21 protein-coding genes are annotated in these 23577 nt (G+C 42.7%); 14 read left to right on the top strand and 7 right to left on the bottom strand.

All coding sequences use genetic code 11. The features are described from left to right. Positions 1-334 precede the first annotated feature (334 nt). The 3 genes from ABIB50_RS07760 to ABIB50_RS07770 all read left to right on the top strand — a co-directional run bounded on the left by ABIB50_RS07760 (position 335) and on the right by ABIB50_RS07770 (position 7054). Positions 335-1435, top strand: coding sequence for an acyltransferase family protein (locus ABIB50_RS07760; RefSeq protein WP_429378663.1), 1101 nt, complete (start codon positions 335-337; stop codon positions 1433-1435). Positions 1436-1531: 96 nt separating this feature from the next. Further along, complete coding sequence (locus ABIB50_RS07765) at positions 1532-4396, top strand: M16 family metallopeptidase (RefSeq protein WP_429378664.1); 2865 nt, start codon at positions 1532-1534, stop codon at positions 4394-4396. 93 nt (positions 4397-4489) lie between these two features. Further along, complete coding sequence (locus tag ABIB50_RS07770; protein ID WP_429378665.1) at positions 4490-7054, top strand: ligase-associated DNA damage response DEXH box helicase; 2565 nt, start codon at positions 4490-4492, stop codon at positions 7052-7054. Positions 7055-7074: 20 nt separating this feature from the next. On the opposite strand, the gene ABIB50_RS07775 is transcribed toward ABIB50_RS07770, so the two are convergent. Together ABIB50_RS07775 and ABIB50_RS07780 are read right to left on the bottom strand one after the other, a co-directional pair. Then, entirely contained in the window at positions 7075-7641 is a 567-nt protein-coding gene (locus ABIB50_RS07775; RefSeq protein ID WP_429378666.1) for a DUF922 domain-containing protein, read from the bottom strand. Between the two features lie 15 nt (positions 7642-7656). After that, complete coding sequence (locus ABIB50_RS07780) at positions 7657-8604, bottom strand: SPFH domain-containing protein (protein WP_429378667.1); 948 nt, start codon at positions 8602-8604, stop codon at positions 7657-7659. A 72-nt stretch (positions 8605-8676) separates the two neighbouring features. Here ABIB50_RS07780 and ABIB50_RS07785 point away from each other — a divergent pair, with 72 nt between their 5' ends. From ABIB50_RS07785 to ABIB50_RS07795, 3 genes are all read left to right on the top strand, one after another. Continuing rightward, positions 8677-8862 (top strand): hypothetical protein, encoded by a 186-nt coding sequence (locus tag ABIB50_RS07785; protein ID WP_429378669.1) that lies wholly within the window; start codon positions 8677-8679, stop codon positions 8860-8862. A gap of 176 nt (positions 8863-9038) precedes the next feature. Next, a complete protein-coding gene (locus ABIB50_RS07790; protein WP_429378670.1) occupies positions 9039-9224 on the top strand; it encodes a hypothetical protein in 186 nt (61 codons plus the stop codon). A gap of 91 nt (positions 9225-9315) precedes the next feature. Then, entirely contained in the window at positions 9316-9501 is a 186-nt protein-coding gene (locus ABIB50_RS07795; RefSeq protein ID WP_429378672.1) for a hypothetical protein, read from the top strand. A 59-nt stretch (positions 9502-9560) separates the two neighbouring features. Here ABIB50_RS07795 and ABIB50_RS07800 read toward each other — a convergent pair whose 3' ends face one another. Continuing rightward, positions 9561-10142, bottom strand: coding sequence for a C40 family peptidase (locus ABIB50_RS07800; protein ID WP_429378673.1), 582 nt, complete (start codon positions 10140-10142; stop codon positions 9561-9563). A 369-nt stretch (positions 10143-10511) separates the two neighbouring features. Here ABIB50_RS07800 and pdhA point away from each other — a divergent pair, with 369 nt between their 5' ends. Then, entirely contained in the window at positions 10512-11507 is a 996-nt protein-coding gene (gene pdhA / locus ABIB50_RS07805; RefSeq protein WP_429378675.1) for a pyruvate dehydrogenase (acetyl-transferring) E1 component subunit alpha, read from the top strand. Positions 11508-11650: 143 nt separating this feature from the next. Beyond that, positions 11651-13339, top strand: a complete 1689-nt coding sequence (locus tag ABIB50_RS07810; RefSeq protein WP_429378677.1) for a 2-oxo acid dehydrogenase subunit E2 — start codon at positions 11651-11653, stop codon at positions 13337-13339. Between the two features lie 66 nt (positions 13340-13405). Here the strand turns inward: ABIB50_RS07810 and ABIB50_RS07815 are convergent, their stop codons facing one another. Then, positions 13406-13690 carry a type II toxin-antitoxin system RelE/ParE family toxin gene (locus ABIB50_RS07815; RefSeq protein WP_429378678.1) on the bottom strand — a complete coding sequence of 95 codons (285 nt, stop codon included), beginning with the start codon at positions 13688-13690 and terminating at the stop codon, positions 13406-13408. Continuing rightward, on the bottom strand, positions 13675-13902 hold the full coding sequence (locus tag ABIB50_RS07820; RefSeq protein ID WP_429378689.1) for a hypothetical protein: 228 nt from the start codon (positions 13900-13902) through the stop codon (positions 13675-13677). The genes ABIB50_RS07815 and ABIB50_RS07820 overlap by 16 nt, the downstream gene beginning before the upstream one ends. Before the next feature lie 109 nt (positions 13903-14011). On the opposite strand from ABIB50_RS07820, the gene hflX reads away from it, so the two are divergent. Next, positions 14012-15196, top strand: coding sequence for a GTPase HflX (gene hflX / locus ABIB50_RS07825; RefSeq protein ID WP_429378691.1), 1185 nt, complete (start codon positions 14012-14014; stop codon positions 15194-15196). Positions 15197-15261: 65 nt separating this feature from the next. Here hflX and ABIB50_RS07830 read toward each other — a convergent pair whose 3' ends face one another. Together ABIB50_RS07830 and mqnB are read right to left on the bottom strand one after the other, a co-directional pair. After that, positions 15262-16122 carry a menaquinone biosynthesis family protein gene (locus ABIB50_RS07830; protein ID WP_429378693.1) on the bottom strand — a complete coding sequence of 287 codons (861 nt, stop codon included), beginning with the start codon at positions 16120-16122 and terminating at the stop codon, positions 15262-15264. 79 nt (positions 16123-16201) lie between these two features. After that, positions 16202-16864, bottom strand: a complete 663-nt coding sequence (mqnB, locus tag ABIB50_RS07835; RefSeq protein ID WP_429378695.1) for a futalosine hydrolase — start codon at positions 16862-16864, stop codon at positions 16202-16204. A 77-nt stretch (positions 16865-16941) separates the two neighbouring features. On the opposite strand from mqnB, the gene ABIB50_RS07840 reads away from it, so the two are divergent. From ABIB50_RS07840 to ABIB50_RS07860, 5 genes are all read left to right on the top strand, one after another. Then, positions 16942-17358: a 6-pyruvoyl trahydropterin synthase family protein gene (locus tag ABIB50_RS07840; RefSeq protein ID WP_429379241.1), complete on the top strand. Its 417-nt coding sequence runs from the start codon at positions 16942-16944 to the stop codon at positions 17356-17358. 9 nt (positions 17359-17367) lie between these two features. After that, entirely contained in the window at positions 17368-18009 is a 642-nt protein-coding gene (gene folE / locus ABIB50_RS07845) for a GTP cyclohydrolase I FolE (protein WP_429378696.1), read from the top strand. A 130-nt stretch (positions 18010-18139) separates the two neighbouring features. Beyond that, positions 18140-19024, top strand: a complete 885-nt coding sequence (fabD, locus tag ABIB50_RS07850) for an ACP S-malonyltransferase (protein ID WP_429378698.1) — start codon at positions 18140-18142, stop codon at positions 19022-19024. Positions 19025-19090: 66 nt separating this feature from the next. Then, complete coding sequence (locus ABIB50_RS07855; RefSeq protein WP_429378699.1) at positions 19091-22834, top strand: ATP-binding protein; 3744 nt, start codon at positions 19091-19093, stop codon at positions 22832-22834. 96 nt (positions 22835-22930) lie between these two features. Continuing rightward, entirely contained in the window at positions 22931-23563 is a 633-nt protein-coding gene (locus tag ABIB50_RS07860; protein ID WP_429378701.1) for a hypothetical protein, read from the top strand. Positions 23564-23577 lie beyond the last annotated feature (14 nt).

Genomic DNA, 23577 nt, shown 5'->3' on the forward strand with positions numbered 1-23577 from the left:
TCTATTGCTTCAAAAAAACAATAAAAAATCAATCTAAAAGACTTACTCCATTGGTGTAAACTGGTCTGTACTTACCAGGAAAATCGCTATTGACCATAGGAGGCTCCGCTGGAGCCGTTAAGATGTGGGTATTTACTATAAACAGGTAGTTCCGCCGGAACTCTCTTTTTTACACTCCGGAGGAGTAACCTGTTTATAGTAATAAAAAACACAGTGGAAGGCTCCGGAGGTGCCTCCTTAAAAGATTTAATTTTTAAAAGCGATTTCCCTCGGTATTTACCAATATTTTGCATCCCTTATCAAGAATAATTATATTAGAGGATTATAACCCATAATGAGCAAATCCCAATCCCAAAGGCTCCTTTCCCTGGACGTGTTCAGAGGAGCGACCGTAGCAGCCATGACCCTGGTCAACAATCCCGGCGATTGGGGCCATATCTATCCGCCGTTTGAGCATTCTGTATGGAACGGCTGTACGCCTACTGATTTGGTGTTTCCTTTCTTCCTGTTTATTGTAGGGGTATCTATTGTTTATTCCATGGAACGCAAAATTACCGACCCATCGCAACACGGGAAATTAATATTGGGCGCTTTAAGGCGGGGTTTTTTGCTGATCGCTATCAGTTGGGTTATCCACATGATATTGCATCCGGGGTTTGAGCATATGCGTTTCCCGGGTGTGCTGCAACGTATCGGGTTGGTGTTTTTTATCTGCGCGGTGCTGTATATCAAAGCCTCACAACAGGTGCGCGACTGGCTCTTTGTTATCCTGTTAATAGGCTACTACGTAGTCATGAATTTTGTGCCTGTGCCCGACACCGGTGTACCAAGCTTACAACCGGCAACCAACATGGGCGCCTGGTTGGATCGCCTGGTGTTCACTACCAATCACCTTTGGAAGGAATCAAAGACCTGGGACCCGGAAGGTTTATTAGGGACCATCCCTGCTATTTGCACCGGCTTATTCGGCATCCGTGTAGGCAGCTGGCTAAAACGTAAGGACCGCGATGACAGCATTAAAGTAAGCTGGCTGTTTACCTATGGCGTATTGGCGGTAGTTGCCGGTTTGGTGTGGGATCTTTTCTTCCCCATAAATAAAGCGTTGTGGACAAGCTCATTCGTATTATATACCGGGGGTTGGGCAACCATCGCGTTAGCATTTTGTTATTGGCTGATAGATGTACAGGGGTATAAAAGAGGTATCGGGTTCTTTCTACCTTTTGGTGCAAATGCTATTACTGCGTATGTATTATCCATCTTTATCCCACATTATATCAACCTTATTAAATTATGTGGGGGATCACTTTTCCAGATACTGTATAAACCATATTTCACACCCGAAGCGGCTTCGCTATTTTCCGCCGTAGTTATGGTTTTGATTGTTTGGATCCCCATGTTGATATTGTATCTTCGTAAAATCACCATAAAGGTGTAATGCCCGAACTCAAAGCCTTAAAATTTAACGCATAAAATAATTTTTAACTAACCTCTGCGTTTTTGCATCTTAGCAGAATATTACCAAACACATATAATGAATTTTAGAAAGACCATTTTGTTATGGGCTGTTACCTTGCTTGTTACCACAGGCAGTGCGTTTGCCCAGGTTAAAAAAAAACCGGCTCCTACAAAAAGAACTACTGCTGCCATTAAACAACAGGCTGGCGCTGTAACAGCCGCAGCATTACCGGTTGACCCCAACGTTATAGTAGGCAAATTGCCTAACGGGTTAACCTATTACGTGCGTGCAAACAACCAGCTTAAAGGCAAAGCACAGTTAATGCTGGTAAACAAAGCAGGCTCGGTGTTAGAAACAGAAGCGCAACGCGGTATGGCAACACTGATACAACGCATGGCTTTTAACGGTACGCGCGATTTCGCGAAAGCTGATATGGCAAGCTACCTTACTAAACTGGGCATAAAATACGGTCCGGATATTAATGCCATCACCTCGTTTGATGAAACTATTTACCAGCTATCGGTACCAACCGATACGCCTAAAGTATTTGCAAACGGGTTTAGTTTATTAGCCAATTGGGCCGCCCGTATAAACTTTGACGCCGCCGCTTTAAGCGCCGAAAAAACCACCCTTGCAGCACAGGCTGCATTGGGCGGCAAAAACGCCGAGGACAGGCTGCAGCAACAAACCCTGCCCGTGTTGTTAAACAAATCGCCATACGCCTACCGGATGCCAATGGGCACCGAGACTACGGTTAAGGGATTTACTGAAGCAGCTGTAAAAAGTTTTTATGCTGATTGGTACCGCCCGGACATGCAGGCCATTATAGCTGTCGGCGATTTTGATCCAAAACAGGTAGAAGAGCAGATAAAATTTAACTTCTCATCATTAAGAAATCCATCGCCTGCTAAACCACAACCACAATATACGGTTACACCTACCGCAGGCACAACCGTAAAAATAGCTACCGATAAAGATTTTAATTATACACTTTTCCAGGTTATAGTTAAGCATCCGCAGGCCATTGTTAAAACGCAGGCTGATTACCTGCAATCTATGCGGATAACTTTATTTAACCAGATCTTAAATACACGTGTAACCGAGCTTACCAAAATACCTGCGCCGCCAATATTGTTTGGGCAGGCCGCTTATGCCGATTTTATAGGCAAGCAGGATGCATTTTCGGCGCTTGCCGTAGTAAATAGCCCGCAGAGTTTAGAAGCCGGCGTTAAAGCCGTTATGGCCGAGGTGCTGCGTGCACGCAAATTTGGCTTTACAGTAACCGAGCTGGAACGCGCCAAACAGATCGCGCTTTCGCAAATTACTAATGCCTACAATGCTAAGGACAACACCCCGCCGGCAAATTTTGCAGGCGATTATGAGCGCAACTTCATAAACAAGCAAGCTATCCCCGGCATAGATTTCGAGTATAACTACTATATCAACAACATAGGCAAAATAACCCTTGCCGAAATGAATGCGCTGGCAGCCAGGCTGATCTCTGATCAGAACCGGGTAATACTGCTGGAAGCTAATGATGCGCAAAAAGGTAATTTACCAAACGAGCAAACCCTGCTAAAATGGGTAGCCGATGCGGGTACCGGGCTTACACCATATGTAGATGACAGTTCAACACCATTTATGGCCGCACTACCTACCCCCGGCAAAGTGGAAACCATGAAGGTTGACAGTACCATATCTGTAACAACGGTTACTTTAACTAATGGTATAAAAGTTATATTAAAGCCCACAACCTTTACTCCTGGTCAGATACTGATAGCGGGGTATAGTTTTGGCGGCACATCACTGGCCGGCGACCAGGATTTCCTATCGGCAAATATTGCTGCAAATATAGTAAGCAATAGTGGTGTGGCCGGTTTTAACCAAACGCAGTTAGTTAAAATGATGCGCGATAAAAGCTTTAGCATTACCCCATATATCAGCGATATAACCCAGGGCGTATCAGGGTATGCCGTTGGCGATAGCTTTGAACCGGCGCTGCAGCTTTTGCATTTATATTTTACCAGTCCGCGCAAGGATGCCGAGGTATGGAAAACGTATATCAGCCAGGCGCAATCGGCTTTAACCAGGAATGCCAATGCCCCCGGCAGCGTATACCAGGATACTGTTTTGGCTGTTTTAGGCAACTATAGCCCCCGCAGCATGGCGGCTACAGCCGATAAGCTAAATGCGGCAAGTTTGGATAAAGCTTATGATTTTTACAAAGCACGCTTTGCCGATGCAAGCAATTTTACCTTTACTTTCACCGGCGATTTTTCGGTTAACGCAATCATCCCGTACCTTGCAACCTACCTGGGCAGCCTGCCGTCGACAAACGGCAAGGAAACCTTTAAGAATTTAGGCATCCATCCGTCGGCGGGCCAGGTAACAAAAACCATATACAAAGGCGCAGGTAATAAAGCTACGGTACAATTAATATTTAGCGGTGATTATAATTATAACGACGAAAATAACACGCAGATTGATGCCCTGGAAGAGATCCTGAACATCAGGCTGGTTGATTCGCTTAAAGATGGCAACGGTATATATTCGCCGGGCGTAAGGGTTAATTATGGCAAAAACCCCGAAGGCAGGTATAAAGTAACCCTATCCTTTTTAGCTGATGTAGACGGTGTTGACAAAGCTACCGCTTACATACTTAACGAGATAAATAAACTCAAACAAAATGGCGCTGCCGATAATGATGTTAAACTATTTATAGCGCGCCAGGCACGTACCATACAGAGCCAGTACAAGCAAAATACTTTTTGGCAGGCTACATTAACCACCTCTGCACAAAACCAGGAGGACCCTGATAAAATTTTAAGCCGCGTGCAGGACCCGGGCCAGGTAACCCAGCAAAGCACCAAAGACGCTGCTATAAGATATTTAGGCGGTAATAATTTGATAAAGATCATTTTGCTGCCCGAGAAGAAATAATAGCGCGGTTTGCACCAAAGATCAAGTCCTGCCCATAAACCGGCAGGACTTTTTTTATTGATAGCACAAAAGATTTATTATTTTGTTAGCTCAATGATGATAAGCCCGGGGGAAAAAGTTATACAGCAATGGTACAAGCAAAAAAACTGGCACCAGTTTCCGTTTCAAAAAGAAATGGCGGAGGTTTACCTTGCAGGCAATTCGGGTTTATTGAACGCCCCTACCGGTAGTGGTAAAACCTTTGCTTTGTTTTTGCCTTTCCTGGCTGATTTTATTAATAAACACCCCGATTATAAAAGCCGCCAAAACAATGGCCTGCAAATGCTTTGGATAACGCCCCTGCGCGCCTTAACCAACGACATCAGGAAAGCCATGCAGGAAGTTTGCGATGATTTGGACATCCCCTGGAAAATTGCAACCCGCACCGGCGACACCCCCGCTGCCGAAAAAGCCGCACTAAAGAAAAAACTACCCGAAGTACTGCTCACCACCCCCGAAAGCCTGCACCTGATGCTGGCCCAAAAAGAATATCCCAAAATATTTCAAAGCCTGCAGGTACTGGTAGTTGATGAATGGCACGAGTTATTAGGTACTAAGCGGGGTGTACAGGTGGAGCTGGGGTTAAGCAAGTTGAAGAGCCTGGGCCGCGAAAACATTCAAAACTCAAAACCCACCACTCAAAACTCACCACTCAGAATTTGGGGGATCTCTGCCACCATAGGCAATTTAGAACAAGCAGCCGACGTATTGCTGGGCAATGATTTCCCGCGGGATAAGATAAAAATGGTGCGGGCCAATGTGGATAAAAAACTGGTTATCCAATCCATCATTCCGGAGAATATTGAGAACTACTCCTGGGCCGGGCATATTGGGTTAAAGCTGTTGCCGCAGGTTATGGATATCGTAGCCAAAAGCAAAACCACGCTGATATTTACCAATACGCGGTCGCAGTCAGAGATCTGGTACCACGCCATTTTAGACAATTACCCCGAGTATGCCGGGGTAATGGCCATGCACCACGGATCGCTGGATAACGAGCTGCGCAACTGGGTAGAGGCCGCCCTCCACGCCGAAGCGTTAAAGGTTGTGGTATGTACCTCAAGCCTTGACCTGGGGGTTGATTTCAGGCCCGTAGATACGGTGATCCAGGTTGGCAGCCCCAAAGGTGTCGCGCGGTTTATGCAGCGTGCAGGGCGCAGCGGGCACCATCCGGGCGCTACATCAAAAGCTTACTTTGTACCTACGCATTCATTAGAATTATTGGAAGGCGCCGCCCTGAAGCAGGGTATTAAACAAGGCATTTTTGAAAGCCGCGACCCAATGCTGCTGGCTGTGGATGTGCTGATACAATACATGGTGACCTTAGCGGTATCAGAAGGATTTAGAGCCGATGAATTATATAAAGAGGTTACCGGCACCTATGCCTTTGCCGACTTGCGCCGGGGTGAATTTAACCAGTTGCTTGACTTTATAACCAACGGCGGCAAAACCCTGGCGCAGTACGATGAGTTTTTAAAGGTCGAAATAGAGAATGGGGTATACAAAGTATTTAATCGCCGGGTGGCCATGCGGCACCGGTTAAGCATTGGCACCATAACCAGCGATATGAGTATCCGCGTTAAATGGTTAAGCGGCGGTAGTTTGGGTACGGTTGAAGAATCTTTTATCTCCAAGCTTAAACCCGGTAATACCTTTTGGTTTGCGGGGCGCAGCCTGGAGTTTGTGCGGATAAAAGAAATGAGCGCCTATGTTAAAAAATCGACTTCAAACAAAGGGATGATACCCAGCTGGAACGGTGGGCGGATGCCATTATCATCGCAGCTATCGGCAGTGTTCAGGGATAAACTGGACGAGGTGGCCCATGGTATAGAAAAGGACGAAGAAGTAATTGCCCTAAAGCCATTATTTGTTTTACAGCAAGAGCTATCACACCTGCCGCAAAGCCATGAGTTTTTAATTGAATCCTTTAAATCGCGCGAAGGGCACCACCTCTTATTTTATCCTTTTGAGGGGCGATTGGTGCATGAGGGCATGGCATCATTATTTGCCTACCGGATCTCGAAAGTAAAACCTGCCAGCTTCTCCATCGCTATGAATGATTACGGGTTTGAATTATTAACGGACGAAGATGTGCCTATTGAAGAGGTGTTAGAAGATGCCGAATTTTTCTCGATAAATAATTTACTGGAGGATATCCAGCATAGCTTAAATGCGAATGAAATGGCGCGCCGCCGCTTCCGGGATATCGCCAGCATCGGCGGATTAGTGTTTAACGGGTTTCCCGGTTCGCAGGTAAAAAACAAACATTTGCAGGCATCATCATCATTATTGTTTGATGTTTTTAGCGAGTATGAGCCTGATAACCTGTTGGTGCGGCAGGCTTATAACGAAGCGCTGGCATTCCAGTTAGAAGAGTTTAGGCTGAGGGCAGCACTACAGCGCATCATCACCCAAAATATCATCCTTAAAACTATTGAACGCCCCACCCCGTTTGCTTTCCCGATAATGGTTGACAGCCTGGGCCGTGAGCGCCTTACTACCGAAAGCCTGGAAGACCGCATTGGCAAAATGGCCCGCCAATATGGTGCTGAAGGCGTGGGCGGTAATGAAAATAAAAAGCCGCGTAAAATTGGGGTGACCAGGAAGAAAGGTTTTTGATCTTTTTGTCAACTATTAGCTTAATACCCCACCCGTTCCACCGGTGGCATATACATCAGCCTTTTTTGAAAGTACACATCCCAGCTATGTTGCTGCGTTGCATCGCGCATATTTTGGGTGTCAACATCGTAGTTGGCGTTTAGCTCCTGGTATTTTGCATGGATCCGGTTAAACAGGTCGTTGGCTTGCGAGCGGTAATAATTTTCGTCAAAACGTGTCCGGTTTATCATGCGCAGCAGCTCTTGCTGCTCCATATAGGATATGGTATAGTGGCCCTGTTCATGGCTAAGTATCCGGGCAAGGTGTTTTTTATCGGTTACCTGTTTCATGTCTATCCATGACCGTTGATGGTCAACCGTTAGCCGCACATCAGCAATTAATTTAAACCTGTCGCCTTGTCCTGCCCCTTCGTAATGGAAATTAATGGAGCATTTAGTATGGGCTATTGCGTTATTATCGCCGGGGTTGGGGATACCACCAAAATCAGCGGCAGTTAACTGGCGATAGGAGCCTTGTGCCAAAACCCAATTATTAAGGCACAGTATTAACGCAGCAACACCTATCACCCCCGTAAATCTTACCCGCATAGTTTAATAATTAGTTTAAATCTTTTTGCCTTTGACTTTGTCAGGCTGCAAAAGGTTTAAACTCATCATTTCTTTCATGGTTTGGTGCATGGCATCGGTTGATCCGTCAAGGAAAATAACGTTCCCTTCAGAGTTTTCGGCGAAGTATTTGATGGATTCCGTCCACATGGTAAACAGTATTACCGAGGTATCCATATGTGCTGTTTCCATTTCTTTGGCGGCAACTGTCATACCCTTGGCAACTTCCTGGCGGAATAAAGCCACACCCTGTCCGCGTAATTGCGATGCCTGGCGCTCGGCCTCGGCAGATATTTTAATAGCATTACCCTCAGCTTCGGCAGCTTTTGTTTTGGTGATCAATAAAGCCTGACCCTCGTTTTCGGCGGCAGCTTTCAGGTTATTTGACGCCACAACCTGGCTCATTGATTTCATGATCACGTCATCAAACGTAATATCATTTAATTGCAGATCCTGTAAATGATACCCCCAGGTTTCCAGGATCTGGTCAAGCTGCTCTTTTACATGATCCACAATATCGCGCCTCAATATCAATACTTCTGATTGTCGTTTGGTTGCAACAAACGCGCGGATAGATCCCTCCACCGTACGGATCAATGCCTGCATTAAATTGCGCTCATCAACAAATTTAAAGGCTACGTTTTTTATGGTCTCTTCCTGCTGGTCTAATACCGAATATAACAGCATAGCCTTAAAATAAACGTTTGCCTGGTCGAACGTTACGGCCTGGAACTCCAGTTCGACAGAGCGGTTTTGAATGGATATTTTTGAATAGATGGCCTCAACCAAGGGTATTTTAAAATTTAAGCCCGGAGTAAGAATGCGACGAAATTTCCCAAATATGGTAATAACGGCAATAGTGCCTTGTTTAACGGTTACAAACGACGAAAAAACAATTATGAGTAAAATAAAAACGATAAATAGCAAAACTATTTGGTTTGTCATGGCTTATTAGATTTAGTGAAATAAATATAGTGTTATTTATTAAAGAGATCATTAAATATAAACAACAACATTATGAACGTAAAAAGAACTTTCGGAACAATACTAACCATTCTGGGCATTATTGGTCTAATTTACACCGGCATAGCTATTATACAACACAGCAACGGTATTACCGAGCTTGCTGTTATTGGCGTACTTGGCGTAATATTTTTTTTAACTGGTATAAGCCTGGTAAGAGTTACCAAAGACGAGGCTTAAGCCCAATAATATCAGCGTAAAAAACGTTACACTACCGCCACAGTACCGGGGATTTTTGGGGATTTATAGCGCATCCAAAAATCCCCAATTGATTACGTTTAAGCTCCTTTAAAGTCGATTTAAAATTGGTGCATAATTTGAGTGCTAAGGTTACCAAATTAATTTAAACGCAGTAAATGAAATCGAGACCAACGCTGGGCACCATATTAACTTTAGCAGGCATTATAGGGCTAATTTTTGCAGTAGTAGGCGAGTTAACCAACTATATAACCCGCAGTGCATTTGCCGGCATTACCTTATTAGGTTGCATCATATTTTTTGCGGGCGTTACTTTGCTTCGCGACCAACTTGAACATAAATAGCGTTTCAATATAGTTTTTTATAGGGTCTGTCAGTTTTTTGCTGACAGACTTTTTTATTAACAGAAAGTTGCACCTTTTAACCCTAACCACAATGAAATCTAAAATTATCGGAGTTGTATTTACGATTGCAGGCGTAGCCGGTTTAATATATGCAGCTGTATCGCAGTTTACCAACGGGATGGCCAAACACCCTGTAGCCGGTATAGTGTTAGTGTCGCTGCTAATAGTTTTTATTGGAATAAGCCAGCTTTACAAAAAACAACCGGACGAGTATTAATTATCGGTCATAAAAAAGCCTTCTCATTGCTGAAAAGGCTTTTCACTGTGAAAATATGTTTAGTTGTTGTCTTTGCTATCGCCAGGCACACCGCTTAGCTCTTCTTTAAACTGCGCCAATACCCTGCCGCCTTTATAAAAGTAACGGCTGTAATAAGCATCGTCAAGGCTGCTTATAGCAACACCTTTCATTGAAGCATGTGCAAACCTGTTATTACCCAGGTAAATGCCGATGTGCGAAATGCTGCGGCTATGTATTTTAAAGAAAACCAAATCGCCTTCTTTTAAATCATCTTTACCAACCGGGCTAACCATGCTAAAAATATCGCGCGAGTTACGTTTAATATCTAAATTAAAAACCTGGTTGTATAACTGTTTTGTAAATGCAGAACAATCAACGCCCTTTTTTGAACTGCCGCCAAAACGGTAAGGGGTTCCTATCCAATCATATACAAAATTAAAAAGCTTCATGTTTGATGTTGCAGATACCGCAACATGCATAATTTGAGAAAGATAATCCTTCGCTAAACTCTCTTGTTCGTCTCCGGGCTTGTCGGCCGTTTGGTTTGGAACACTTTTTGTTTGGGCCTGAACGGCTAAAACGCTGAAAAATAAGGCGATGGCCAATACTGTTTTCTTCATTTATTCCTTGTTTCGTTCTTGTTTAACGGACAAACTGTCCATAATGTTACACACATTGAATAAGGTTGGATACAAAACTATCCATTTTATCCGTAATCACAAATAAAAGCTGATTTTTATTGACATTATTTAGTTTTCCACATTTGGGGATTAACGAGCAGCGGTTTGAAAGTGGAGATCAGGCGATTTACACCGATAATATTTTCGCTTTTGTCGCAAAAAAACAAAAACGCATTGTCATATAAAACTAATCTCTGACCACTAATCCCCAATCACATAAAAATACTTCGCAACAAATCCGTTCGGGTTTCGATAATTTGGAAGATATAATTAGATTTGCGCATTATACTTAAATTGGTTGTTTGACAAATGAGTTCAATCGAAATAAATAAAGACACTTACTTAAAGTGGTACGAGTCTATGCTTTTGATGCGTAAGTTCGAAGAAAAAGCCGGGCAATTATACGGTCAGCAAAAAATAAGGGGCTTTTGCCACTTATACATTGGCCAGGAAGCTGTTTTAGCCGGCGCTATATCTGTGTTAAAAAAAGGCGACAGCATGATCACCGCTTATCGCGATCACGCGCATGCTATAGCTCAGGGCGTAACCTCAAAATCTATCATGGCCGAGCTGTATGGCAAGGCTACCGGATGCTCAAAAGGCAAAGGCGGCTCTATGCACATGTTTAGTAAAGAGCACCACTTTTACGGCGGCCACGGCATTGTAGGCGGGCAGATCCCATTGGGTGCCGGTATAGCCTTTGCCGAAAAGTTTAAAGGAACCGACTTTGTAAACGTAGCCTATATGGGCGATGGTGCCGTGCGCCAGGGTGCATTAAACGAAACCTTTAACATGGCCGCGTTATGGCAACTGCCGGTAATATTTATTTGCGAAAACAATGGTTACGCAATGGGTACATCAGTAGCGCGTACTACTATCCAAACTGATATCTATAAATTGGGTTTACCTTACGGCATCCCTTCATCAGCTGTTGATGGCATGGACCCTGTTGCGGTACATAACGCCATGGACGAGGCTGTACAGCGTGCGCGTAACGGTGAAGGGCCAACCTTCCTTGAAATGCGTACCTATCGCTACAAGGGCCACTCGATGTCCGATCCGCAGAAATACCGTACTAAAGAAGAGCTGGAAAGCTATAAAGCCAAAGATCCGATTGAAATCACAAAAGTTGCTATCGAAAAAAATGGCTACGCCGATGAAAAATGGTTCGAAGAGATCGACGCTAAAATAAAAGCCGAAGTTGACGCAGCGGTACAATTTGCCGAAGAGTCGCCATGGCCGGAAGCATCAGAATTATATACTGATGTTTACGTACAGAAAGATTACCCATATATAATGGACTAACAATTAGCCAATTATTGAATTAATGAATTATGGAATTGTTGATTTAAATCACGGAGGTTTATCAAGAAAACATGCTAAGACATCATTATTCAATGCTATTTTTGCTAATCAATAACTCATTAATTCAATAATTCAATAATATAATGGCCGAAGTAGTTAAAATGCCAAAAATGAGCGATACCATGACTGATGGTGTGGTAGCTAAATGGCATAAAAAAGTTGGGGATAAGGTAAAATCAGGCGATGTATTGGCCGAGATAGAAACCGATAAAGCCACCATGGATTTTGAATCGTACCAGGATGGTGTATTATTATTTATCGGTGTAGAAGAAGGTAAATCTGTCCCGGTTGACGAAGTAATAGCCGTTTTAGGTAAAGAGGGCGAAGATTATAAGACAGCTTTAACGGGAGGCGACGCGCCCCAGCCCCCTAAAGGGGGAGCAACTGAACCAGTTGCAGAAGATAAAAAAGCAGATAAACCAACACAAGATAAAGCACCGGCAGCAACACCGGCCCCGGCAAAGGTAGATACCTCAAGCATCCCGGCAACGGTTATTCGCATGCCTGCCTTGAGCGACACCATGACTGAAGGCATCATTAACAAATGGAATTTTAAGGTTGGTGATAAAGTAAAATCAGACGACTCATTAGCTGATGTTGAAACCGACAAGGCTACTATGGAAGTTGTTGGTTACGAAGCCGGCACACTATTATACATTGGCCCTAAAGAGGGCGAAGCTGCACCGGTAAACGGTATTATAGCCATTGTTGGTAAAGAAGGAACAGATATTACGGCGTTATTGCAAGATGCGCCTGCCGCACCTGCAGCAGCTAAACCAGCCGACGCAGCTCCTGCTGCCGCTGCAACTGAAGAAAAAGCTGCCGAAACTGAAACAACGCATAGCGACAGCCGTGTAAAAGCATCGCCGTTAGCGCGCAAAATAGCTAAAGAAAAAGGCATCGACATCAACGCGGTTAAAGGAACTGCCGAAGGTGGCCGTATTGTTAAAAAAGATATAGAAGACTTTAAGCCAGGTGCCACTCCTGCTGCCGCGCAAGGTGCACCGGCTACCGATAGCGCTCCTGCTGCGGCAAGTGCTCCGGCAAAAGCTGCACCGGCACCGGTTGTTTTACCAACGTATACCGGCGTAGAGAAATTTACCGAGAAACCGGTTAGCCAGATGCGTAAGGTTATTGCCAAACGTTTGTCTGAAAGCTTGTTTACCGCGCCGCATTTCTATGTTACCATGTCGATAGATATGGACCAGGCTATAGCTGCCCGTAACAAGATCAACGAAATTGCTCCGGTTAAAATATCATTTAATGATTTTGTGCTTAAAGCATGCGCCATAGCATTAAGGCAACACCCAACTATCAACTCATCATGGTTGGGCGATAAGATCCGCACTAACGAGCATATCCACATTGGCGTTGCCGTTGCGGTTGATGAAGGTTTATTGGTACCGGTTATCCGCTTCGCTGATGGTAAGTCTTTAAGCCATATCTCTGTAGAGGTTAAAGACTTTGCACAACGCGCCAAGGCTAAAAAACTACAACCTGCAGATTGGGAAGGCTCAACCTTCACCATATCAAACTTAGGTATGTTTGGTGTTGACGAGTTTACGGCTATTATTAACTCGCCTGATGCATGTATCCTTGCAGTTAGCGGCATACAAGCTGTTCCGGTTGTTAAAAATGGCGCGGTTGTTCCGGGTAACATCATGAAGGTAACCCTAAGCTGCGACCACCGTGTGGTTGATGGAGCTTCAGGTGCTGCATTCTTACAAACACTTAAATCATTATTAGAAGAGCCGGTTAGGCTGTTGATATAAGCTTCAGAATCAAGAGTTAAGATTCAAGAATTAAGAGCGATGGGTTTCCTGTCGCTCTTTTATGTTTTAAGAATTGATATCTTCTTTTTGATGATGGACTGCTTGAATTTCAATTAAATCTCCAGTTATAGTATAAAAGATATAGAAATCATTCCAAACCAATCGATAAATACCTTTTTGGCCTGTGTCAATACCCATAAAAGGCAATCTTTTTAACAGATCAAATTCCTTAAAAAGTAGCTTAACAATTTTTCTGGAATATACAGAAGACTTATTTCTAAGGTCATTAAATTCTATAATTCTATCTATATGGAGATAGGCATTCCTGGTAACAGCTAATCTTTTAGCCATTTTTCATATCGCTTCTCCAACTGTTCCAGTGTAAGAAAATCACCATTTTTCATATCCCGCATACCTTGCTCGATACTTGCCATATGTCGTTCAGGAATTTCAATCACTTCGTCTTTTTGATTTATCATGGTATTCAACCGCTCCAAATACTCGGGGTCATTCAGGCTGTCCACCTTTTCGTGAATTGATTTTTTGAGCTCTAATACTGTCATAATATAAAGTTAAATAATTTTCACCTGATATTCTGTCATAAACATCTTATATAATCAACACTTATACCAGTTTTTGTAACTTGGCACTTTGATTGTTAAATCAACATTAATGAAACAAAAATTTTATGATACTGCTGTGAAGCAGGAACGGGCGGTGCTGGTTGGTGTAATTACCGCTAACGAAACAGATGAACGCGCCAGAGAATATTTAGAAGAATTACAATTTTTAGTAGATACCGCCGGTGCAGAAACCGTTAAAATATTTACCCAAAAACTGCAAAAGCCGGATCGCGCGACCTTTGTTGGCTCGGGCCGGTTAGAGGATATTAAGGTATTTGTAAAGGAAGAACAAATAGACATTGTTGTGTTTGATGATGAGCTAACGCCGTCGCAATTACGTAATATAGAGAACGAGCTACAGGTTAAGATCCTGGATCGCAACAACCTGATACTGGATATTTTCGCCAACCGCGCGCAAACCGCGCAGGCAAAAACACAGGTTGAGCTTGCACAACTGCAATACCTGCTGCCCCGCCTTACCCGCCTCTGGACCCACTTAGAGCGCCAAAAAGGTGGTATTGGTATGCGCGGACCGGGTGAGAGCCAGATTGAAACTGACCGTAGGTTGATCCTGAATAAAATTGACCTGCTTAAAGACAGGCTTAAACTGATAGATAAGCAAAACGCTACACAGCGTAAAAATCGTACGGCTATGGTTAGGGCCGCGCTGGTAGGTTATACCAACGTTGGTAAATCAACCATCATGAATATGATCTCTAAATCGGATGTATTTGCAGAGAATAAGCTGTTTGCAACCCTGGATACTACGGTTAGAAAAGTGGTGATTGAGAATGTGCCGTTTTTATTGTCTGATACAGTTGGGTTCATCCGCAAGTTACCGCATGATTTGGTAGAATGCTTTAAATCGACCCTGGATGAGGTACGCGAGGCCGATCTGTTAATTCATGTTGTTGATGTATCACATCCAAGTTTTGAGGACCATATCCGCGCGGTAAACGATACGCTGAAAGATATCGGTGCCAGTGATAAACAAACCATCACCGTATTTAATAAAATAGACGCTTACAAGCCTATCCAAATGAACCCGGATGAGGAAGTTGAACCGTTAACGCTTGAAGATTTTAAACACAGCTGGATGGCCAAAAACAACAGCCCGGCCATATTTATATCCGCTACTGAAAAGCAAAATATCGATGAGTTTAGAAACCTGATCTATAAGTATGTAATGGAATTACATGTGGACAGGTATCCGTATGATAATTTGTTGTATTAACCCCCCCGCCCCCTGAAGGGGGAGTAAGTATGTCAATTTTTATTTATCCTGCTATTCCTCCCCCTTTAGGGGGTTAGGGGGCCTAAGAATATTTCCTGTTCTACCTTTGGTATTATCCCCTTCTCCAAAGCCGTGCTAAACAACAAGTTTATCGCTTTCCTGCCTTCTTCGCCCAAATCAACGGAGTATTTATTTACATACAGCTCAATGTGCTTATACATTACCTCCTCGCTCATTTCCTGCGCGTGCTGGCGAATAAAATCTAATCCTGATTTTGGGTTGGCAAAAGCAAACTCCACCGATTTACGCAGCACCCGGTTTATTTTATGTTGAACGTCCAATGGTAAATTACGGTTGGCCACAATACCCCCAAGCGGGATGGCACAACCGGTTTCTTTTTCCCAATAATCACCCAGGTCAATGATCTTGTTCAACCCTTTATCCTGGTAAGTAAACCGATTTTCATGGATGATCAGTCCAACATCTACCCTATCTTCTAAAACAGCATTTTCAATATCAGAGAATACCAGCTCTACCTTGTTAGTTGCGTTTGGAAATGCCAGTCCCAATAAAAAGTTAGCGGTAGTGTATTTGCCGGGGATACCTATTTTGAGTTGTGAGTTGTGAGTTTTGAGTTTTGAGTGGAGTTCTTCAGGATTGCCTTTGCAGATCAGCATGGGGCCAACGCCGAAACCCAGCGCACTGCCGGCATCAAGCAAAACGTATTGATTAGCCACATACGCAAAGGCATGATAGCTTAGCTTGGTAATATCCAGTTCGCCGCGGAAGGCTTTTTGATTAAGCGTTTCTACATCATCATAAAACACCTCAAACTCCAGGCCTTCAGTATCTATCTTATTATGAATAAGTGCGTCGAATATAAAAGTATCATTGGGGCAAGGCGAAAAGCCGAGAGTCAATTTCATGTTGTACGTTTTACGTGGGACGTTGTACGTTAAAGAACTTAAAAAATACGTACCACGTATAACGTCAAACGTACAACCTTTAAAGCTCCTTTATCAAGTCCAGCGCAAAGGTATTCAGATTTTTAACAGCAAGCCCTATTTGCCAGTTGTCGCGGTTACGTTTTTCTACATAATTTGACACTGCCCTGATCTGTACACAAGGCACCTTCAGTTCGCGGCAGGCATAAAAAAACGCGGCGCCTTCCATGCTTTCTATTTGGGGATTAAAGCGACTGACTATCCCGGCAATACTTGCATCATTGCCATGTACCGTATTTACAGTAATAGCTGTTGCCTTTGGGGGATTAATAGCTGTAAAATGACTAAGGTTGCTGGTTGGATTAAAAATACCGGCGCCAAGGCCCAATCGTTCAATACTGATAAAGCGGGTGTCATCTTCGGCACCCAGTTCGGCAAAGGTGTCTTTGGTTATTTCGTATACTTCGCCAAGCGGGAAACTCCGATCGAACGCGCCGCCCACGCCTAGGTTAATCACCAGGTTGTATACATTGTGGGGCAAATGCTTGCCCAGCGCAAACGCTGTTGGCACCATGCCAGCTCCGGTTATTAACACCGAGCAGTTAGCCACCGATATATGGCGTGGAACAAATAGGTTATCCGCCTCGTCTGACTTTTGCATACCCAATGCATCCATCATTGGTTGAACTTCGCCCTGGGTAGCAGCAACAATTAATATCCGCATGTCATTTTGTTTATTCAACTAAGATAAACAAACGCCCTTATAATTGTTTTGTATATTTGCACCCATTAAATATTATGATGATACACATAACACGCAAGGAACATTTTAATGCAGCACATAAAATGTACCGTGATGAGTGGAGCGCCGAAAAAAATGCTGAAGTGTTTGGCAAATGTGCCAACCCAAACTGGCACGGGCATAATTATAACCTTTTTGTAACTGTAAAAGGAGAGATTACCCATGCAACAGGTTATTTAATTGATTTGAAAGAGTTGAAAGTGATCATTAACGATTATGTTATTGAGAAGCTTGATCATAAAAACATTAACCTTGATGTTGATTTCATGAAAGGTAAAATGGCATCGACCGAATTGCTTTGCATTGAAATATTCAACCAGCTAAAAGCCCCGATAGAAGCTTACGAAGGTGTATTTTTACACTCGGTACGTTTACATGAAACCGAAAATAACTCGGCCGAGTATTTTGGCGACTAAACCTGCACAATGATTTACGACGACGACAACCTTCCGGACAGGAACGACGATATTAACGGCTACGAAAAAGTTGACCGCTATAACCCCGAATTGATTGAAAGCTTATCGGGCCATTATAAACAAGTATTAAAGCAATTGGGCGAAAACCCGGAGCGTGAGGGACTGCTAAAAACACCCGAACGGATTGCCAAAGCCATGCTGTACCTGACCCATGGTTACGACTTAAATCCGAAAGAAATATTAAACTCGGCTTTATTTAAAGAAGAATATAGCCAGATGGTGGTTGTTAAGGACATTGAAGTATACTCGATGTGCGAGCACCACATGCTGCCATTTTTTGGCAAAGCGCATATCGCCTATATCCCTAACGGGCATGTAGTGGGGCTAAGCAAAATACCGCGCGTGGTTGATGCCTATGCACGCCGCCTGCAGGTACAGGAACGTTTAACTAACGAGATCCGCGATTGCATCCAGGAAGCACTACAGCCTATTGGTGTAGGTGTGGTTATTGAGTGCCGCCACCTTTGCATGTGCATGCGTGGTGTACAAAAACAAAACTCAGTTACTACAACATCAGCCTTTTCGGGCGGGTTTTATCACGAAAAAACAAGGGCAGAGTTTTTGCACTTAATTTCGTCAAAACTTAGTTAAGTGGGTGAGTTGTTGATTAAGTGAGTGGTTGCAAGGCCAGGTAATTTGATCAATCTATCAACAAACTAAATTTCTAAATTTGCGTGGCAACTACCCACTCAATCAACTTAATAAACCATTAAACTAACTAATGAAAGCATACATTTTTCCAGGACAAGGGGCACAGTTTGTAGGTATGGGTAAGGACCTGTATGAGCAATCAGAAAAAGCACGCGAGCTATCTGAGCAGGCTAACCAGATCTTAGGTTTCCGCATTACTGATATTATGTTTGACGGTACCGATGAGGACCTTAAACAAACCAATGTTACGCAACCGGCCATATTTTTACACTCGGTTATATTAGCTAAAGTATTACCTGATTTTGCGCCTGATATGGCTGCGGGGCACTCGTTAGGCGAGTTTTCGGCACTAACAGCTGCAGGCGCATTGTCGTTCGAGGATGGGTTGCGCCTGGTTGCGGCACGTGCCAACGCCATGCAAAAAGCCTGCGAGATCCAGCCATCAACCATGGCGGCTATTTTGGGTTTGGATGATTTTACCGTCGAGGATATTTGCCAGCGCATAAGCGATGTAGTTGTACCGGCAAATTATAACTGCCCGGGCCAGCTGGTGATATCGGGTACCATATCAGGTATTGATAAAGCCTGCGAATTAATGACTGCTGCCGGCGCTAAAAGAGCGTTAAAACTGAATGTAGGCGGGGCGTTCCATTCGCCATTAATGGAGGCTGCAAGGGTTGAGTTGCAGCATGCAATTGTAAACACTACCATTAACCAGCCTATTTGCCGTATCTACCAAAATATTGATGCTAAGCCATACACTGATCCGGAGCAGATCAAACATAACTTAATAGCCCAGCTTACCGGACCGGTTAGATGGACGCAAACAGTGATGCATATGCTGGAAGATGGCGCTACGTCATTTACAGAAGTAGGGCCTGGTAACGTTTTGCAGGGCCTGGTTAAAAAAGTAGACCGGGCAATGCCTACAGCAAGTGCCTCATTTCAACAATAATTTTATAAGCCGCAAACTAAAGCGGCTTTTTTTTATTGTAAGTTTACATAAGTCTATTTACAACCTTTGAGTTACGCAGGAAAAATACGTTTAATGCTGGCATTATTGGGTGCCAGCTTGTTGTTAACGGCAATTATTGTGCGGTCTACTTACACGTCTGCCATTAACTTAACGCAGACGGCAAAAATGCTGGAGGATAATCTTTATAAAAAAGAAGGTTATATAAACCAGGCCATAAATACACCTGCAGGGTTTAACAGGTTTAAAAACCTGAGCAACAACAGCGAGGATGGTTTGAAATGCCTGCAGGAATTCACTACAGACCGCAACATTATTGTACTAACATTTAAAGGGAATAAACTTACCTATTGGAGCGATATTACCTATATCCCCAACCGCCCCATCAAAGACGGCTACTCGTTTATTAAACCACCCGAAGCACCTAATGGCTATTACGAAGTAATTAAAAAAAGCGAGGGTGATTTTTCTGTTATCTTTCTCATCCCGGTAAAAATAAATTACACGGTTCAAAACCACTACCTGCAAAACACATTTTCTACAGATCTGCTAAAAGACAATAATATTAATATTGCAGACTTTATGGATGGAAACACCTATGCCATACATAGCCTTACGGGTGTTTATCTTTTTGCTGTTAAGGAAATCCATAACGAGGTTAATTACCGGTTCTTTTATTTCGAGCTGGTTATATGGCTGTTAACCTTTATTGTAATATGCATACTTGTACAAAATATTTGTTTTTACCTGGCCAATAAAGGGCACCTTTTACTGTCGTTTTTTTTGCTGGCTTTATTTATAGTTGGGGTAAGGTTTGTTAACCTGGAATATAGCTGGCCAAATTTTACCTATAAGCTCGAAATTTTTAACCCTAAGCTATATACCACCAACAAAGTTTTCCCATCATTGGGCGACCTTTGTATAAACATACTGATGCTTAGCTGGTTAACCGCCTACCTTTATCGTCAACGGTTTAAATTAATAAGATATAGACCCGGCAAAGCGTTAGGCTATGTTGTAGTTGGAGGCTGTATTCTGGTACTTATAGTCATATCAACCGAGCTGCTAAAAGTATTTTACGGCTTAGTAGTTCGGTCAAATATCAATTTTGATGTAGATGATGTGTTAAGTCTGTCTGTATATAGTTACTGCGGTATATTAATGCTATGCTTTAGTTTCTTTATATTTTATCTGCTCAATGAGGTTTTCTTAACTATTTGCATCCGGCTGCCTGTACCACCAAAACACCAGCTTATATTATTGGGTACGGGCATTTTGCTAACCACAATTTATTATAGTTTTTACCGACACGAATTTATTGCATTTTACCTGTTATGGTCGGTTATAGTAATTATTCGCGGGTACGCTTACCGCTATAAAAACGGCAGAATCACCACGTTTACGTTTGCGGCGGTGCTGTTTATTTGCGCAGTAATTTCGTCGGTAAATCTTACTCACTTTGAAGAGAATAAAGAACATCAAACCCGTAAGGCACTGGTAAAAAAACTGGAGAATCCTAATGATGCGACAGCCGAGTACCTGTTTAAAAAAATAGAGAAGCGCATAACTACCGATCCTATTATCATCCGCTATTTTAGCGACACCCTGCACAATAACGATTACCTTGAAAACCGTTTCCAGAAACTTTATTTTGATAGCTACCTGTCAAAATACGATTTTAAAATCCATGAATTTGATGCTGCGGGACGGCCGCTTTCGGAGGACAAAAATTACCAATTGGATGTTTTTAAGGATATGGTGCTTTATAGCTCCATCAAAGTATCAAGCTATTTTTACCGCGAGAACGAGTCGTTTGGGTTCCAAAATTATTTTGCCATACTCCCTGTTATTCAAAAAGATAAAAACCTGGGCTCAATTGTTATCGAGCTAAAATCCAAAGCGCTTAAAACCTCAAGTTATTTCCCTGAACTATTGGTTGACAGGCAAGCAACGGATGATGATGATTTTAAAGACTATTCTTATGCCTTTTACTCGGATGATAAACTGTTAGCGCAAAGCGGCGAGTTTGTTTACAAGCTAACGCGCGACGAAAAAGTTAAATACCCTTTAAAAACGTATGTTTTTAAAAGGGTAGCGGTAGATAACGCGGCCTGGTACAGCCCTTTTGCAGCCTACAGCCATTTAATTTATAAACCTACAGAGCGTAACCAAATAGTAATAAGCAAGCAGGAAAATACCATTTTTTACAACATCACTTCGGTAACTTTCTTTTTTGTAGTGTTGCTGGCTTTTAGTGTGATAACACTTGCAGCAAGCTGGGCATGGTTGCGTATTAAAATATTAACCATAACCAACAACAAGATTAAGTGGGGAATAAAAATAACGCTCGATAAAATACTGTATAAAACACGCATCCAGTTTTCGATGGTGTTTGCTGTAGTTGTTACCTTAATATTAGTTGGTATAATAACTTATGTATCAATAACTGCCCAGTATCAAACCCAGCAGGAAAAAATGATCCGCGATAAGATCATTAAAATAACCGATGTGTTTGAAAATGGACTGTTTGATAAATCCATGACCAATATTACAGAGCAGAGCCAAATAGCTTTTGATGCTCTGGCCACATCATATTCGACAGACTTGGTTTTGTTTGACAGCCATGGATCATTATTAATTACTACCCAACCGCGCATTTACGATTATGGGCTGATTGCCCGGCACATGAATGCGAAGGCATTTTTGAAACTAAATACCGAGCGGCGGTCTGAGATTATAAATGAGGAAGTAATAGGCGGCCTTAGTTATAAAACGGTTTATGCGCCTTTACGAAATACAAAAGGCGACATAATGGCCTTCTTGCAGCTACCCTATTTTTCGAACGAGTATGATTATAAAGAACGTATTGGCTCATTATTAAATGTAATGATCAATATTTATGCGTTGATATTTATAGCTATAGGCTTGTTTGCAGTAATTATTGCCCGCCAGATAACTAACCCGCTAAGCTTTATACAACAAAGCTTAAGCAAAACCATTTATGGCAAAAAGAACGAACCTATAAAATGGGACCGCGATGATGAGATAGGTGCCCTGGTAACCGAATATAATACCATGATAGCCGCTTTGGAGAATAGTGCTGCAAGGCTGGCACAATCTGAAAGGGAAAGCGCCTGGCGCGAGATGGCTAAGCAGGTTGCGCATGAAATTAAAAACCCGTTAACTCCGTTAAAACTTGGTTTACAGTTATTAGAGAAATCCTGGCGGGAAAAAGATCCTAAGTTCGATCAGAAATTTGAGCGGTTCAGTAAATCGTTTGTGGAACAGATAGAGAGCTTATCGCAAATTGCTTCAGAGTTTTCGGCTTTTGCAAAAATGCCGGATACCCGTATGGAACGCTTTAATATTTTTGATGCGATAAACCAGGCCGTTACCATTTTTAAGCAGATGGATAACTTTAACATTATTTATAAAATGCCCGACACGCCATTTTACGTAAATGCCGATAAGGACCAAATATTACGCTGTTTTAACAACCTGTTAAAAAATGCTACCGAAGCCATGCCAGCCGATAGGTTTGGCTTATTAGAGATCAATAACGAAATAACGGATAAAGATATATTGCTAACTGTTAAAGATAACGGCAACGGTATACCCGAGGGCACACGCGAAAAAATATTTGAACCTAACTTTACCACTAAAAGCTCGGGCACCGGGCTTGGCCTTGCGTTTGTTAAAAACTCTATCGAAAACGCCGGCGGGAAAGTATGGTTTGAAACAGAGTTGGGTGTGGGTACAACATTTTTCCTGCAATTGCCTGGTACAGTTTAAATTTGCCGTGTAATTAATTGCCTAAAATACTTGTATAATATTCATTAAAACTTTTCGTTATATTTACCTTAATTACCAAAACACGAAAAACTCTTGATGAGATTTACTTTCCTTCTGGCTTTTTGTATACTAAGTTTAACAGCGTCGGCACAATTTTGGCGTCGCAAGCCTAAAGCCCCCCAACCCGAATTAGAATCGGTACACCCTGCATTTTCAATAGTAAATAAAATACCTTTAAGTGCCACAGCCGGTAATTTACCTGCCGTGCAATTAACCCACTCTGTTTACCAGCTTGAAATTGCCGAAGAGGCCATGTTAAAAGAAGCTAAACACAACATGCGCTTTAGGATTTACAATTTAGCCAGCTATAACTTTAGCGACCTGGCTGCATTGTATTTACAGCAAAACAGGTTCTCTGAAGCCAAGTGGTATTTATTGCAAAGTAATGCAATTGCCCGCCAGGCCGAAAACACCAGGCATCTTTTAGACAACTTATTGATATTAGCCGATATAAAAACCACCATTGGCGAGAACGCGCTCGCAATGGTCGATCTGCAGGAAGCACATGATGTAGCCACAGCAAAAGCCATGTTAACGGATCTTACAGCAATCGACAATAAAATAAAATACCTGCAAACCAATAAACTTATTGCCGCCAAAGTAGCCTTACGCTATGCCGATGCGGTAGAGGTTGCAAACGCCAATAAAGCCGCGGCCACTGTAAATTAAATCAAGTTTTATAA

The sequence above is a fragment of the Mucilaginibacter sp. UYCu711 genome (genome assembly GCF_050433825.1).
Taxonomy (GTDB): domain Bacteria; phylum Bacteroidota; class Bacteroidia; order Sphingobacteriales; family Sphingobacteriaceae; genus Mucilaginibacter.